The sequence below is a fragment of the Pseudoduganella rhizocola genome, assembly GCF_045984285.3.
GTDB lineage: Bacteria > Pseudomonadota > Gammaproteobacteria > Burkholderiales > Burkholderiaceae_D > Rugamonas.
This window is the reverse complement of sequence record NZ_JBJQIK030000006.1, coordinates 181,196-195,653: the sequence shown is the minus strand read 5'-3', so window position 1 is coordinate 195,653 and position 14,458 is coordinate 181,196. Positions and strand designations below refer to the sequence as shown.

The 14,458-nt window shown below is 64.4% G+C and carries 15 protein-coding genes; 6 read left to right on the top strand and 9 right to left on the bottom strand.

Annotated features, from left to right (window positions below):
* Positions 1 to 65: 65 nt before the first annotated feature.
* Genes kdsB through ACJRPG_RS15425 form a run of 5 tightly spaced genes read right to left on the bottom strand, consistent with a single transcriptional unit; the run spans position 66 to position 3,226 of the window.
* Positions 66 to 818 carry a 3-deoxy-manno-octulosonate cytidylyltransferase gene (kdsB, locus tag ACJRPG_RS15445; protein WP_408000979.1) on the bottom strand — a complete coding sequence of 251 codons (753 nt, stop codon included), beginning with the start codon at positions 816 to 818 and terminating at the stop codon, positions 66 to 68.
* A gap of 3 nt (positions 819 to 821) precedes the next feature.
* A complete protein-coding gene (locus ACJRPG_RS15440; protein ID WP_408000978.1) occupies positions 822 to 998 on the bottom strand; it encodes a Trm112 family protein in 177 nt (58 codons plus the stop codon).
* Positions 979 to 2,178: a tetraacyldisaccharide 4'-kinase gene (gene lpxK / locus ACJRPG_RS15435; protein ID WP_408000977.1), complete on the bottom strand. Its 1,200-nt coding sequence runs from the start codon at positions 2,176 to 2,178 to the stop codon at positions 979 to 981. Before lpxK ends, ACJRPG_RS15440 begins: the two co-directional genes overlap by 20 nt.
* Before the next feature lie 4 nt (positions 2,179 to 2,182).
* The gene (locus ACJRPG_RS15430) at positions 2,183 to 2,608 is read right to left on the bottom strand and encodes an ExbD/TolR family protein (RefSeq protein WP_408000976.1); all 426 of its coding nucleotides are present in this window, start codon (positions 2,606 to 2,608) and stop codon (positions 2,183 to 2,185) included.
* Positions 2,609 to 2,620: 12 nt separating this feature from the next.
* Positions 2,621 to 3,226 carry a MotA/TolQ/ExbB proton channel family protein gene (locus ACJRPG_RS15425; RefSeq protein WP_408000975.1) on the bottom strand — a complete coding sequence of 202 codons (606 nt, stop codon included), beginning with the start codon at positions 3,224 to 3,226 and terminating at the stop codon, positions 2,621 to 2,623.
* A 777-nt stretch (positions 3,227 to 4,003) separates the two neighbouring features.
* Between ACJRPG_RS15425 and xseA the strand changes: the two genes are divergently transcribed.
* The 4 genes from xseA to mgrA all read left to right on the top strand — a co-directional run bounded on the left by xseA (position 4,004) and on the right by mgrA (position 8,224).
* The gene (gene xseA, locus ACJRPG_RS15420; protein ID WP_408000974.1) at positions 4,004 to 5,374 is read left to right on the top strand and encodes an exodeoxyribonuclease VII large subunit; all 1,371 of its coding nucleotides are present in this window, start codon (positions 4,004 to 4,006) and stop codon (positions 5,372 to 5,374) included.
* A 48-nt stretch (positions 5,375 to 5,422) separates the two neighbouring features.
* Complete coding sequence (locus ACJRPG_RS15415) at positions 5,423 to 6,451, top strand: LacI family DNA-binding transcriptional regulator (protein ID WP_408000973.1); 1,029 nt, start codon at positions 5,423 to 5,425, stop codon at positions 6,449 to 6,451.
* A 93-nt stretch (positions 6,452 to 6,544) separates the two neighbouring features.
* Positions 6,545 to 7,123 (top strand): superoxide dismutase [Fe], encoded by a 579-nt coding sequence (gene sodB, locus ACJRPG_RS15410; protein WP_408000972.1) that lies wholly within the window; start codon positions 6,545 to 6,547, stop codon positions 7,121 to 7,123.
* A 63-nt stretch (positions 7,124 to 7,186) separates the two neighbouring features.
* The gene (gene mgrA / locus ACJRPG_RS15405; protein WP_408000971.1) at positions 7,187 to 8,224 is read left to right on the top strand and encodes an L-glyceraldehyde 3-phosphate reductase; all 1,038 of its coding nucleotides are present in this window, start codon (positions 7,187 to 7,189) and stop codon (positions 8,222 to 8,224) included.
* A 53-nt stretch (positions 8,225 to 8,277) separates the two neighbouring features.
* On the opposite strand, the gene ACJRPG_RS15400 is transcribed toward mgrA, so the two are convergent.
* Together ACJRPG_RS15400 and ACJRPG_RS15395 are read right to left on the bottom strand one after the other, a co-directional pair.
* The gene (locus tag ACJRPG_RS15400; protein ID WP_408000970.1) at positions 8,278 to 8,538 is read right to left on the bottom strand and encodes a KTSC domain-containing protein; all 261 of its coding nucleotides are present in this window, start codon (positions 8,536 to 8,538) and stop codon (positions 8,278 to 8,280) included.
* Between the two features lie 43 nt (positions 8,539 to 8,581).
* Positions 8,582 to 9,316: an SDR family oxidoreductase gene (locus ACJRPG_RS15395; protein ID WP_408000969.1), complete on the bottom strand. Its 735-nt coding sequence runs from the start codon at positions 9,314 to 9,316 to the stop codon at positions 8,582 to 8,584.
* 101 nt (positions 9,317 to 9,417) lie between these two features.
* Here ACJRPG_RS15395 and ACJRPG_RS15390 point away from each other — a divergent pair, with 101 nt between their 5' ends.
* Both ACJRPG_RS15390 and ACJRPG_RS15385 read left to right on the top strand, forming a co-directional pair.
* Positions 9,418 to 10,314, top strand: a complete 897-nt coding sequence (locus ACJRPG_RS15390) for a LysR family transcriptional regulator (protein ID WP_408000968.1) — start codon at positions 9,418 to 9,420, stop codon at positions 10,312 to 10,314.
* A gap of 74 nt (positions 10,315 to 10,388) precedes the next feature.
* On the top strand, positions 10,389 to 11,429 hold the full coding sequence (locus ACJRPG_RS15385) for an SDR family oxidoreductase (RefSeq protein ID WP_408000967.1): 1,041 nt from the start codon (positions 10,389 to 10,391) through the stop codon (positions 11,427 to 11,429).
* Here ACJRPG_RS15385 and ACJRPG_RS15380 read toward each other — a convergent pair.
* Together ACJRPG_RS15380 and ACJRPG_RS15375 are read right to left on the bottom strand one after the other, a co-directional pair.
* Positions 11,426 to 11,818, bottom strand: coding sequence for a hypothetical protein (locus ACJRPG_RS15380; protein WP_408000966.1), 393 nt, complete (start codon positions 11,816 to 11,818; stop codon positions 11,426 to 11,428). The two genes, ACJRPG_RS15385 and ACJRPG_RS15380, sit on opposite strands and share 4 nt — an antisense overlap.
* A 43-nt stretch (positions 11,819 to 11,861) precedes the next feature.
* Positions 11,862 to 14,429: a chemotaxis protein CheW gene (locus ACJRPG_RS15375; RefSeq protein WP_408000965.1), complete on the bottom strand. Its 2,568-nt coding sequence runs from the start codon at positions 14,427 to 14,429 to the stop codon at positions 11,862 to 11,864.
* Positions 14,430 to 14,458: the final 29 nt, after the last annotated feature.

Genomic DNA, 14,458 nt, shown 5'->3' with positions numbered 1-14,458 from the left:
AAGTATGGACAGCTTCTCACGAAACTTACCACAAAACTAAGCGTGAACGCCATATTTCAGGCGTGTTATCCCGCGAAATGGCGACGCACGCGCTCCAGGTCTTCCGGGGTATCGACGCCGGCGGCCGGCGCGGAATCGGTGACGTGCACGGCAATCGGGTAGCCATGCCACAGCACGCGCAGCTGCTCCAGCGCTTCGATTCCCTCCAGCGGCGAGAGCGCCAGCTGCGGGTAGGCCAGCAGGAAATCGGTGCGGTAGGCGTACAGGCCGATATGGCGCAGCGGCGCATAGCCGGGCGGCAGTACGGACTGGCTTTTCGCGAAATCGTCGCGCGCCCAGGGAATGGGGGCGCGGCTGAAGTACAGGGCGCGGCCCTCCTTGTCCAGCACCACTTTCACCACATTCGGGTTGAACACATCGGCGGCGTCATGCAGCGGATGGGCGCAGGTGGACATCGGCACATCCTTGCCGATGCGGGCGGCGGCGGCCGACAGCAGCGCAGGGTCGATCAGCGGTTCGTCGCCCTGCAGGTTGACCACCACGGCGTCCGGCGCCAGGTTCAGGGTGCGCGCCACCTCGGCGATACGGTCGGTACCGGAGGGATGGTCGGCGCGCGTCATGCATACCTCCACGCCATGCTGCACGCAGGCGGCGCGGATATCTTCATGGTCGGTGGCGACGATGATGCGGCTGGCGCCCGACTCGGCGGCGCGCTCGGCCACGCGGATGACCATTGGTTTCCCGCCGATGTCGGCGAGCGGTTTGTTCGGCAGGCGGGTCGAGGCCAGCCTTGCGGGGATGATGGCGGTGAAGGACAAGGCTTATTCCACCGGATCCTGCAGGGTGCGCGCTTCGTCGGCCCACATGATGGGGATGCCGTCGCGGATCGGGTAAGCCAGGCGGTCGCCGCGGCAGATCATCTCCTGGGCTTTCTTATCGTATTCCAGCGGGCCTTTGCAGACCGGGCAGACCAGAATATCAAGCAAACGTGCGTCCACGGCATTTCTCCACAATTTGACGGGCCAGCGCACTGTCGATGCGGGCGCTGACCGGAACCACCCACAGGCGCGGGTCGGTTCTGAGTTCTTCGATTTGGCTGCATTTTACTGCATCCTTCTCGGTCATCAAGATCAGGTCGGCCTGCAGCGAGGCGAAAGGACGGTCCTGGAAATCGTGGTGGTCAGGCAGCGGCAGCTCATCGATTTGCAGCCCGGCCGCGCGCAGCATGGCAAAGAAACGGCCCGGATTGCCGATGCCCGCCGCCGCCACGATCTTGCCGCCGCGCCGCGCCAGCTCGGCCAGCGCCACGCGCTCCGTCCGGTCGCCCAGCCGCTCCGCCACGTCGCCCGCCAGCCGCATCTGGAACACCGCCGTCGCTGCGGCGCCCGCACCGGCGAGGTCTGCGGCCTTGGCCGCCGCCTCAGCGCCAGCTAGCGCTGCGCCTGCCGCGCCGCCGGTGCCGGTCGGAGCGGCGCCAGCGGCAAGGGCGCCTTCGACGCCGTCCATCGGTGCAAGCGATGCCCCGCCATCCGCCGCACGCTGCCCGGCTACTGCGGCAAGCAGCGCTGGCGCCAGCTCCGGCGCGTTGATCACGGTGAAATCGCGGCGGCGCGACGGCGGCTCGCGCAGCGGCCCGGCCGGCAGCGTCCAGCCATTTCCCGCGCCGCGCCCGTCGAACAGCACCACTTCCACATCCCGCTGCAGCGCGTAATGCTGCAAGCCGTCATCGGTCACGATCACATCCACTTCCGGATGTGCTGCGAGCAGCGCCCTGCCCGCCTCCGCACGCACACGGGACACCATCACCGGAACGCCGGTCCGCGCCGCGATCAGCACCGGCTCATCGCCCACCTCTGCCGGGGAAGACAGCGCCGTGACAGCGCGCGCCCCTTCGCCGCTGCTGCCGAAGCCGCGCGACACCACGCCAGGCTTCATGCCCGCCGCACGCAGCGCCTCCACCAGCCAGATCGTGAGCGGCGTCTTGCCCGTGCCGCCGATGAAGATATTGCCGACAACGACCACCGGCACCGGCAGCCGCGCCGACTTCAGCACGCCGGCGCGGAACAGCAGCCGCCGCAATGCACTCAGCGCGCGGAACAGCAGCGACACCGGCCACAGCGCGCACGCCAGCGGCCCGCGCCGCAGCCAGGCGCGGATCAGTGTCGATTCAAGTCCCATGGGATTATTTGGCGTTGCCGGTCTGCGCCGCAAACGTCAGCCGCTCGAAACCGGCGATGCGCGCGGCCTCCATCACATTGACCACCATCTGGTGCATCGCAAACTGGTCGGCATTCACGATCACCACCGGATCGGCGCCCTTGGACGCAGCTTTCAGGTGCTCGGCCAGGCCGGCCACATTCTGGAAGGACACCGGCACATTGTTGACCGTGTAGTTGCCCTTGGCATCCACCGTCACGCTGATCTCGTTCGGCTGTTCCTTGGCCTTCTCCGCATCCGCCGTCGGCAGCGTGATCTGCAGCTCGGTGAACTTGCTGTAAGTGGTGCTCACCATCAGGAAGATCAGGATCACCAGCAGCACGTCGATAAAGGGGATCAGGTTGATCTCCGGATCTTCGCGGCGCCGCGCCTTGCGGAAGTTGAGTGCCATGCCCAGCTCCGCTTACTTGCGCGCGTTGTGGACCACGTCCACGAAGCGGATCGCCTGCTGCTCCATGTCGATGATGAAGCTGTCCACCAGCGCGCGGAAGTGGCGGTAGAACACCAGCGTAGGCATCGCAATCGCCAGGCCGAATCCCGTGTTGTACAGCGCCACGGAAATGCCGTGCGCCAGCTGCGCCGGATTGCTGCCGGTGCCGGACTGCGAACCGAAAATCTCGATCATGCCGACCACGGTGCCAAACAGGCCCATCAGCGGCGCCAGCGAAGCGATGGTGCCCAGCGTGGTCAGGAAGCGCTCCAGCGTATGGCCCACGCCGCTGCCCGATTCCTCGATGGCCTCCTTCATCACATCGCGCGGCGCATGCACGTTGCGCAGCGCGGCGGCCAGCACCACGCCCAGCGGAGAACTCTTTTCCAGCTTGTCGATAATGTCCGGCGTCACATTGCCGTTGCGGTAGACGCCGATCACTTCATTCAGGAGGCTCGGCGGCAGGATGCGCGCGCGGCGCAGGGTAATCAGGCGTTCGATAATCAGGCCGGTGGCGACGATGGATGCAATCAGCAGCAGCCAGATAGGCCAGCCTGCAGCTTGGAAGATGGCGAGCAAAACGAACTCCTGTGTTCCGGGATAAGGGCAAGCCGTAACGGCTAGCCGCAATGTATCGTGTTGGGAGGTTCGCGGCAAGTAGGGCTTCTTCACATATTTTGTGGAAAAGATTGTGAGCAAGCCCGCTCCTTGCCACCCAAGTACATGATTCCTAAGGGAATTTACCCGGTGCGCAAATTTTCAGCACTGTTCACAAGCCTGGGGTCTGTGCGGTTCTTAACATTTTCTGTGGACAAAATTGTTAGCAATGACCATGAAGCAACATTAAGTGATTGATGCAAAAGAGAATTATTCTCATGCGCAAAAACTATGCACGTGCAGAAATCCTCCCTGCGGGTTCTGCACATATTCTGTTGATAAGATTGTTGGCAAGCCCGGTGGGGTGCAGGCAAATCATTGATCTGAAAGAACATTTTTGCTCTGCGTAAAAATTTCGCATCAGCACAATATTGCTTGTTCACAGGCTGCGGCGGGGATAAATCCCCCATTCTGCACAAAAACTGTGGACAATATTGTGAGCAAGGGGGCGCACAAGCACTAAGCCCGTTGATTTATAAGGGAAATTTTTTCCAGCCAAAAAAACAGGCAACTTCCATGGGGAAAAGTTCCGCACAATTTCTGTGGATATCTTTGTGCGTAAGGCCGGCCCGAAATCGCTAAGTGCTTGATCGGAACGGGAAAAATGCCGCTGCACGCAAATGCAGCGGCGGGGTTTACTGTTGAAAATCAGGGGTTTACAAAAAATGCTTGCTGTACTTTCCCATGTATGACATAAGCATGACTTTTTCCAGAAATGTGGACAGCTTCCAAGCCATGAGCGACCCGAACCAGGTAATCACCGTCAGCGCCCTCAACCAGGCAGTAGGCCGCCTGCTGGAGCGCTCCTTCCCGCTGACATGGATCGCCGGCGAAATCTCCAACTTCACCCGCGCCAGTTCCGGCCACTGGTATTTCACGCTCAAGGATGACGGCGCCCAGGTGCGCGCCGTGATGTTCCGCGGCCGTTCGCAGTTCGCCGGCTTTACGCCGCGCGAAGGCGACAAGGTGGAAGTGCGCGCCCTCGTCACCCTGTACGGTCCGCGCGGCGACTACCAGATCAATGTGGAAGCGATTCGCCGCGCCGGCGTCGGCCAGCTGTTCGAAGCCTTCATGCGCCTCAAGGAAAGGCTGGGCGCCGCGGGCTGGTTCGACGAAGACCGCAAGCGCCCCGTGCCCATGTTCGCGCGCACCGTCGGCATCGTCACCAGCCCGCAAGCTGCCGCGCTGCGCGACGTGCTGACGGCGCTGCGCCGCCGCGCCCCGCATGTGAACATCGTGCTCTACCCCACGCTGGTGCAGGGCCAGGGCGCGGCCGAACGCATTGCGGAGCAGATCAATACCGCTTCGCGGCGCGCCGAATGCGATGTGCTGATCGTGTGCCGTGGCGGCGGCAGCATCGAAGACCTGTGGAGCTTCAACGAGGAAGCGGTGGCATGGGCCATCGTCAATTGCAGCATGCCGGTCATTTCGGGCGTGGGCCACGAGACCGATTTCACCATCGCCGATTTCGCCGCCGACCTGCGCGCGGCCACGCCCACCGCCGCCGCCGAACTGGCCGCAACGCCACGCGGCGACTGGCTCGCTTCGCTGCGCGCCGACGCCACCGACCTGCGCCGCGCCATGCGCCGCACCGTCAACGACGCCTCGCAAACCCTGGACAATATCTCGCGCCGCCTGCTCAGCCCTTCCGCGCAGATCCGCCAGCAGCGCCTGAAACTGCTCGCGCTGTCGACGGCGATGATGCACGCCAACCGCGCGCCGCTGAACCAGTCGCGCCATGCGCTGGACAAGCTGTCCGGCCGCCTGGCCGCGCGCCGCCCCGACCTGCGCGCAGTGCGCGCCGAACTGGGCGCCCTGCAGCACCGCGGCGCGGTCTGCATCGCCGGCCAGCTGCGGCAGAAACGCGAGTCGCTGAATGCCATGGCGGCCCAGCTGGAAATGCTGAATCCCCAGCGCACGCTGGAACGCGGCTACGCCATCGTCACCAATCGCGACGGTGCCATCCTGCGCTCGCCGGCCCAGATCAAGCCGCGCGACAGCGTGACCATCCGCCTGGCGGAAGGCAGTGCACAGGTTGAGGTGGCAGGGGTTCAGGCAGCAAGCGATTGAGTTTATGGTACTCTTGCCCGCGGCACGGTTTCCTCTCCTGGACAGGCATTGAGAAAAGAAGAACAGACTAGCGGACCTTCGACCCTGATCGATGTGGCGCGCGAGGCTGGCGTTTCGCCCAGCACGGTATCGCGCATCCTGAACGGAACGGCGCGCGTGTCCGACGACAAGCGCCAGGCGGTGATGAAGGCGATTGCCCGCACCAATTTCGCACCGAACCAGATGGCGCAGGCCCTGAAGAAAGGCCGTACCCATACCATCGGCATCGTGGTGCAGGATATCTCCTCCCCCTTCTTCGACGAAACCCTGAAAGGCGTGGACGACGGCCTGAAAGGCACCGGCTACGCATCGGTGATCGTCAGCGGCCACTGGAACGCCGAGGAAGAAGCCGAACGTATCCGCCTGCTGCTGGCCCGCAAGGTGGACGGCATCATCCTGCTGTCCGGCCGCATGTCGGACGAAACGGTGCTGCACTTCTCGGCACAGCGCCCCATCGTCTCCACCGGCCGCGAACTGGACACCCCGCACGCGCTGGGCTTCCGCATGAACAATGAACACGGCGCCTGGCTGGCCGTGAAGCACCTGATCGACCTGGGCCACCGCCGCATCGCCTTTGTCTCCGGCCCGCCCACCAATATGGACGCCGAAGACCGCCTGCAAGGCTACCGCCGCGCGCTGCAGGAGGCCCGCATCACCTTCGACCCGAAACTGGTGGTGGAAGGGAACTTCCACGAGGAGAGCGGCCTGCACGCCGTGAACCACCTGCTCGACACGAAAACCAGCTTTACGGCCGTTTTCGCGGCCAACGACCTGAGCGCCTACGGCGTGCGCCTGGCGCTCTACCGCAAGGGCATCCGGGTGCCGGAAGATATCTCGCTGGTCGGTTTCGACGACCTGCACGGCTCCGAATACACCACGCCGCCGCTCACCACGGTGCGCCAGCCGCTGTACGACATCGGCCTCACCGCCACCAATGCCCTGCTGCGCCTGATCAATGGCGAGCGGGTCACGCCGCGGGTGCCGCCGGTGGAGCTGATCGTGCGCGAAACCACCCAGTACCACGTGCCCGCGCTCTAACCCGCACGTTTTGCAGGGAATTTCGGCAGCGGCCGCGCTGTCGGATTACAATAGTGGCCGTTTCGTCAAAATTACTCAGTCAAAGGAACTCACATGGAACATACTCTGCCGCCGCTGCCGTATGCAATGGATGCCCTGCAACCGCACATCTCCAAGGAAACCCTGGAATACCACTACGGTAAGCACCATCAGGCTTATGTGACCAACCTGAACAACCTGATCAAGGGCACCGAGTTCGAAAACATGTCCCTGGAAGAGATCATCAAGAAATCTTCCGGCGGCGTGTTCAACAACTCCGCCCAGGTATGGAACCACACCTTCTACTGGAACTGCATGGCGCCGAACGCCGGCGGCGCAGCGACCGGCGCCGTGGCCGACGCGATCAACGCCAAATGGGGTTCCTTCGACAAGTTCAAGGAAGAGTTCAGCAAGTCCTGCGTGGGCAACTTCGGTTCCGGCTGGACCTGGCTGGTGAAGAAGGCCGACGGCTCGGTGGACATCGTCAACACCTCCAACGCCGCCACCCCGCTGACCACCACCGACAAGCCGCTGCTGACCTGCGACGTATGGGAACACGCTTACTACGTGGACTACCGCAACGCCCGTCCAAAGTACGTCGAGACCTTCTGGAACCTCGTGAACTGGGACTTCGTGAACAAGCAGTTCGCCTGAGCGACGCGCCCGTTTCAAAAGAAAGCCCGCAACTGCGGGCTTTTTTCATCAATGGAGACAAACATGAGCTACACCGCCTCGCGCCACCGCTACGAAGAGATGCAGTACCGCACCTGCGGCCGCAGCGGCCTGAAACTGCCGCTGATGTCGCTCGGCCTGTGGCACAACTTCGGCGACACCACGTCCATCGCCACCCAGCGCGACATGCTGCGCACGGCCTTCGACCTCGGCATCACCCACTTCGACCTCGCCAACAACTACGGCCCGCCCTATGGCAGCGCGGAGAGCAATTTCGGCACCATCTTCGCGCAGGACTTCAAGTCCTACCGCGATGAGCTGATCATCTCCACCAAGGCCGGCTGGGACATGTGGCCCGGACCTTACGGCCAGGGCGGCGGCTCCCGCAAATACGTGCTCGCCTCGCTGGACCAGAGCCTGCAGCGCATGGGCCTGGACTACGTGGACATCTTCTACTCGCACCGTTTCGATCCCGACACGCCGCTGGAAGAAACCATGGGCGCGCTGGCGCACGCGGTCCAGCAGGGCAAGGCGCTGTACGTGGGCATCTCTTCCTACTCCGCCGAAAAAACGCGCGAAGCGAAAGCGCTGCTGGCCGAATGGAAGGTGCCCTGCCTGATCCACCAGCCTTCCTACAATATGCTGAACCGCTGGATCGAAACGGAAGGCCTGCTCGATGCATTGGGCGAGGAAGGCATAGGCTGCATCACCTTCACGGCGCTGGCGCAGGGCGTGCTGTCGGACAAATACCTGAACGGCATTCCGGCGGATGCGCGCATCAACCGCCCGGGCGGCGCCTCGCTGAAGGAATCGCACCTGAGCGAAGAAAACCTGGCGCGCGTGCGCGGCCTGAACGAGATTGCGAAGGCGCGCGGCCAGTCGCTGGCGCAGATGGCGCTGGCCTGGGTGCTGCGCGACCCGCGCATCACCTCCACGCTGATCGGCGCCTCCAACAGCGCCCAGATCCGCGAAAACGTCGCCGCCCTCAAGAACCTCAGCTTCACCGCCGACGAACTCGCCGCCATCGACAAGCAAGCCCAGGAAGGCCACCTCAACCTCTGGGCCAAATCCTCCGCCACCTGACACCTTGGGGTCAGGCACCACTTGTCAGTGACACGGTGCCTGACCCCATGGTGTCAGCCTCCGAACAGGTCGTCCAGCGCCTTGCGGCCGGATTCCTTGCGCACGGTGCTGCGGCGGCCGGTGAATTCCTCTTCGATATTGTCGCGGTAGTAGCTCCACGCCGCGCCGGAGGTGGACAGCTTGCGCCAGACCTCGGCGCCGACATTCGAATAGTCGATCGCACTGCCGTCATCGAATTCCACGCGCAGCATCCGCTCGCGCGCGTCGTAGCCGATGGCACGCAGCTTGCCTGCATTGATGCGCTTCATTTCCATTGCGGATCTCCTCCCAGCTTTTGTCCGCTTATTGTAGCGAGCTTTACACCATGCCGCCGTTGGCCCGCAGCGTCTGGCCATTGATCCAGCCGCCAGGCTGCGCCAGGAAGGCGACCGTATCCGCAATGTCTTCCGGCCGGCCGAGGCGCTCCAGCGGCGGCGCCTTCGCGAGGCGTTCCACATGCTCTGCGGTTTTCCCCTCCAGGAACAGCTCGGTCGCAGTGGGGCCCGGCGCCACCGCGTTCACCGTGATGTTCTTGCCGCGCAATTCCTTGGCCAGGATGCTGGTCATCGCCTCAACAGCCGCCTTGGTGGCGGTATACACGGAATATCCCGGCAGCAGCGTGCCCACCAGGCTGGTGGAAAAATTGATGATGCGGCCTCCGTGTTCGAGGCGGGCGGCCGCTTCGCGCAAGGTATTGAATGTGCCCTTGATGTTGACGGCAATCAGGCGGTCGAAGGCCTGGTCATCCGTATCGGCCAGGTGCGGCAATTCGGATGCCATGACGCCTGCGTTGTTGACCAGTATGTCCACCCGGCCAAAACGGGCGATGGCTTCGTCAAACAGTTTGCGCGCGGCGCCGCTGTCCGACACGTCGGCCTGGACCGCCACGGCACGCCCGCCGGCCGCAGCAATGCCGGCAACCGTCTGTTCCGCTTCCGCCGCCCTGCCCGCGTAATTGACGACAACCGCATACCCTTCCCGCGCCAGGCGCTCGGAAATGGCAGCGCCAATGCCGCGGGAACCGCCGGTAACGATAGCTACTTGCTGTGTCATGTGATGCTCCTTCAGATTCGTTGGAATGGGAGCAGTATCCCGCATGCAATACCATGAATAAATGGATTAAACTCACATTCATTATTCAGCCGGAGCCAATAATGGACCGATTCGACGCCATGCGGCTGTTCACCCGCATCGTGGAACTCAGCAGTTTCAGCAAGGCGGCGGAAGACTTGCAATTGCCTGCCGCCACCGCCACCCACACCATCAAGCAGCTGGAAACGCGCCTCGGCGTGCGCCTGCTGCACCGGACCACGCGCCAGGTCAGTCCCACCCTCGACGGCCAGGCCTACTATCAGCGCTGCCTGCGCATCCTGGCCGATGTGGAGGAAACCGAGGCGGGCTTCGGCAACAGCAGCGTGGCGCCGAAAGGCAAGGTCCGCGTCGACCTGCAGGAGATGGTGGCCCGGTATTTCGTGCTGCCGCGATTGCGCGAATTCTTCGAGCGCTATCCGGACATCGAACTGGAGATCGGCATGGGCGACCGCTACGTCGACCTGGTGCGCGAGGGCGTGGACTGCGTGCTGCGCTCAGGCACCCTGCGCGACTCCAGCATGGTCGGCCGCCGCGTGGCAATGCTGCAGCAGGTAACGTGCGCCAGCGCGGGCTACCTCGTCCGCCACGGCACGCCGCGCACACTGGAGGAGCTGGAAGGCCATCTGGCGGTCAACTTCCACTCATCGAATACCGGCCGCCTGCTGCCGCTGGAGTTCGAAGTGGACGGCGAGGTGCGCAATATACAACTGGGCGGCAAAGTCAGCGTGAACAATGCCGACGCGTATTCGCTGTGCGCCCTGAATGACCTCGGCATTATCCAGATCCCGCGCTACCGTGCCGCCCCGCTGCTGGCGGCTGGCACACTGCACGAGCTGCTGCCGCAATGTCCGCCGCCGCCAATGCCGGTGTCGGTGCTCTACCCTTACCAGCGCCAGCTTTCGCCGCGCGTGCGCGCCTTTGTGGACTGGGTGGCGGATGCCATGTCCGGGGTGGATTGACACGCGGAACGGTGTGCCGCGCAAAGCCCCCTCGCCTGTACGATAAACGGCGAAATCAACGTACAGAGGAGTGAATGATGCGTCTGAAAAAACTATCCGAGCAGGTCGTCGTAATCACCGGCGCGACCAGCGGCATCGGCCTCACCACGGCGCGCATGGCCGCTGCGCGCGGCGCGAAACTGGTGCTGGCGGCCCGCAGCGAAGAGGCGCTGGGCCAGCTGGAACAGGAACTGCGCGCACGCGGCGTGGAGGCCTTCGGCGTGCCGACCGACGTCGGCGACCAGGATGCGGTTGAATCCCTGGCCCATGTGGCGATGGCGCGCTTCGGCCGCATCGATACCTGGGTAAACAATGCCGGGATTTCGATCTACGGCCGCACCGAGCAGGTATCGATGGAAGACCAGCGCCGCCTGTTCCAGACCAATTTCTGGGGCGTGGTGCACGGCTCGCTGGAAGCCGTAAAACATATGCGCAAGCATGGCGGTGCGCTGATCAATGTGGGCAGCGAAGTGTCGGACGTCACGGTGCCGCTGCAGGGCATGTACTCGGCCTCCAAACATGCCGTGAAGGGCTTTACGGATGCGATCCGCATGGAACTGGAAAAAGATGGCGTGCCGGTCTCGGTCACGCTGATCAAGCCCGCCGGCATCGACACCATGTTCACCGTGCATGCCAAGAACTATATGGACGTGGAACCCAAGCTGCCCGCGCCGCTGTATGCGCCGGAGCTGGTGGCCGAGGCGATCCTGAGCGCGGCAGAGACGCCGCAGCGCGATATCTTTGTCGGCGGCGCGGCGAAGGTGAATTCGGTCGGCGGCTTCCATATGCCGCGCCTGTTCGACAAGTATTCGGAAGCCTTCATGTTCGGCCAGCAGCGCAGCCGGCAGCGCAGCGCAGAGCACCGCAGGGATGCCCTGCACTCACCGGATGAATCGCAGGAACTGAAGCAGGGCCGCAACCTGCCCGACACGCACCGCAACAGCGCCTACACGCGGCTGACGATGGGCGCCAATCCGATGAAGCTTGCGCTGCTCGGCGGCGGCGCGCTGATGGCGGCCTGGATGCTGAGCCAGAACCGCCAGCGCCAGGAGCAGCCCGGCGCACAGCAGCATTAATCCCGTTCGATATCGTCCCGCTCTTCCTTAGTGGTAAGCGGGATGGTTTCGATGTGGTCCACATCGATATCGCCGCCGTCCGGCGCCGTGGTGTCGCGGCCGACGGTGGCGCGCTCGCCAGTACCGCCGGCATCGGAATCGCTGTCCAGGTTCGCATCGCCGACGTCCGGGCCCGCGGTGCCGCCGGCGGTGCCCTGGTCGGTGTCCTCATTGGTGCCCTGGTCCAGTCCCGTATCCACCTGCTGGGCCAGGCCGGAGCCGCCCTGCATATCGCTGCCGGAATCGGAGGTATCGCTGGGACCGAGCGCGCCGGTGCCGTGTCCACGGCCCAGCACGCGGTCCGGCGCGGTGGGGAAGTTGTCTGGATCGAGAGTGCTGGTGCCTGCCATGATTGCCTCCACAATTGCGTCGCCGCGCGAGGCGGCCTTGCAATTACTCTAACAAAGCGGCGGGATCGATGTCGCACCCCTGGGGCGTATTCAGCACCTCAGCCATATGCTCAACCGCCAGCAGCGTCAGCATCGGCCCCTGCTCTCCCGATGATTTCACGACCGATGCCAGCACCGGCGTGATGCCGACGAACACATTGCTGACCGGCGCAATATCGCCGCGTGCAACCGCAGGAATATCGGCCAGGCGGTCCACCAGCACGCCGAAGCGGCGGCCGTTCTCGCCGTTGAGCACCACCGTCAGCATATCCTCCGGCCGCGTGCGCGGCGTGAGACCCAGCGCATTATGCAGGTCGTACACCAGCATCGTGCTGCCGCGGTAGACCATGGCGCCGCGCACGTTCTGCGAGGTGTTCGGCAGCCGCACAAAGCCGCCGAAGGGGATGGCTTCCACCACCGCGCTGGCTGGCACGCCCAGCAGGTAGCGGCCCACATGGAAGCTGGCGATGTCGATGGTATCGTCCTGCCCTGCCTGCGCCGGCGCGGCGGAAGGCGCAGCGGTCGGCATCCAGTCGTCGGCCTGCTGCTCGCTGCCGGCCTCGCCCAGCGGCACGCACACCAGCGCCAGCGCACGCTGGCCGGCGCGGCCTTCGGTGCCCGGATATTCGCGGTAGCCCGCGGAGGCCTGTGCGCCGATCGCCATTACCTGCCCGTCCAGCACCACCAGCCTAGCCACGCCGCCGTCCATGGCCTGTGCGCGCACATCGGCGGGAACGTTGACGCGGCTCCCCGCAGGCCGCAGCGGATCGGTCGACGCGATCACATTGTTGTCCGCATCGATGAACAGCGCGAACGCGCCGGGCGCCGAAGGCAGCGCGGCGCCCAGCATGGCCGCGATCTGCGGGCCGCTGTCGAACACGATGGCAATGCCGCCTGCGGCCCGGCCGCCGGCGCCGTGCAGCGCCGCAGCGTAGATATAGGCCGGCTGGCCGCCATACAGTTCGGAGGCTTCGAATTCGGACACGGCATAGCTTTCCGCATCAGGCAAAGCCAGCGCCCGCGCGCACCAGGGGGCGTCGAGCTTGCGGCCAAGCCATTGCGCCACATGCGGGCGCGATGCAGCAACCACGGCGCCCTCCGCATCGAACAGCAGCAGGCTGTCGTACACCGTGTACAGGTCGTTGACCGCGGCAAGGCGCGCCGACAGGCGCTCGCTGCGCTGATCCGCCGCCTCGTCTTCAAGCAGGGAGCGCAGCAGCGGATCGAGCGCCCACCAGCGGCAGTCGTTGGCGCGTTCATAGAGGTTGCGGTCGAGGATATCCATCGCCAGCGCGGCGAGGAACTGGCAGTCTTCCAGCTGCGAAGCGACCACCATGGCCTGCAGTTCCCTGATCGAGCGCGTGAAGACTTCCTTCATGCGGGTGCCGGTGCGTACAATCTCCGCCAGCAGCACCTTGGAGAAGGCCGGGTTCATCGACGCTTCGCGCGCCACGCCCTGCCGGATATTCGCGTTCCACACCGAGCGGTTCAGCTCCCGCTGGATGGCGTCCGCCTGCAGGGGAATGGCCTGCAGCTCGGGCGGGAACGCCGTGCCGCTGTGCAGCACTGCGCGTACCAGGGCTTCGTCCTGCCCTTCCTGCGCGTCCTTTTCTTCCTGGTCGAAAGCCATGTCGAGCGGCACCAGCACCAATGCGCTCCAGCCCTGCGGCCCCATATAGCCCTGGAAGCCCTGGGCGGCGCGGCGCACCGCCAGATAGCCGGCGCCGGCGAAGCGCAACAGGTGGCCGTCGCCGTACGGCGCACTGACGATGGCGCCGCCCATCACCTGGTAGGGATCGCTGCTGGCAATCACCTTGCCCTCGTCGTCCATCAGCGCAATCACGCTCCAGTCGTCGGCGCGCTGCAGTCCTTTGAACACGCGGCCGATTTCATTTTCGAAGTCGAAGCAGAGGAACAGCGCACCGAGCACATTTCCTGCTTCGTCCTGCACGCGCACCGCATAGAAGAGATTGCGCGACTCGTTCGGGAACAGCTGGCTGCACACGGCTGCTTCGGTATAGGGCGCATCGCTGGCCAGCACCTGGGCCAGCAGCGGGTCGCTGATGCGTTCGACCTGCGGCGCGCCGGGCAGCCGCGCCAGCACCGCGCCATCCGGCGCCACGAGGATCACATCGCGGTAGACGGAGTAGCGCCGCACATAGGCTTGCAGCCGTTCGCTCATGGCTGCGCGGTCCGGCGCCTCGCCGCGCTGGCAGGCGGCGGCGAAGGCGCGCAGCGCATCGTCGGTGGCAAGAAAGCCGATGTCGGCAGTGCGCTCGAACAGGTTGCGGATCAGGATATCGATCGCCACCTGGGCCTGGGCCGCCATCTGCTGCACGCGTTTGTTGAAGGTGGTGAGCGCCAGGTTCTGCAGCAGATTGCCGGTGAGCGTGGCGAAAGCTGCCTTGGTACCGCCCATTTCGGTGGTGGTGCCGGACAGCTGGCCGAGCAGGTTCAGTACGTCCCAGACGGATTCCAGGGATTTGAGTGTCTCGCGATTCTCCGTCACGTGCAGCATGTGGGGCAGCAGGCGGCGGAGCTTCTTGTTGACCTCACTTTGGGTAGAGAGCATGGTCATGTAGTTCCGGATAAAAGTGAACC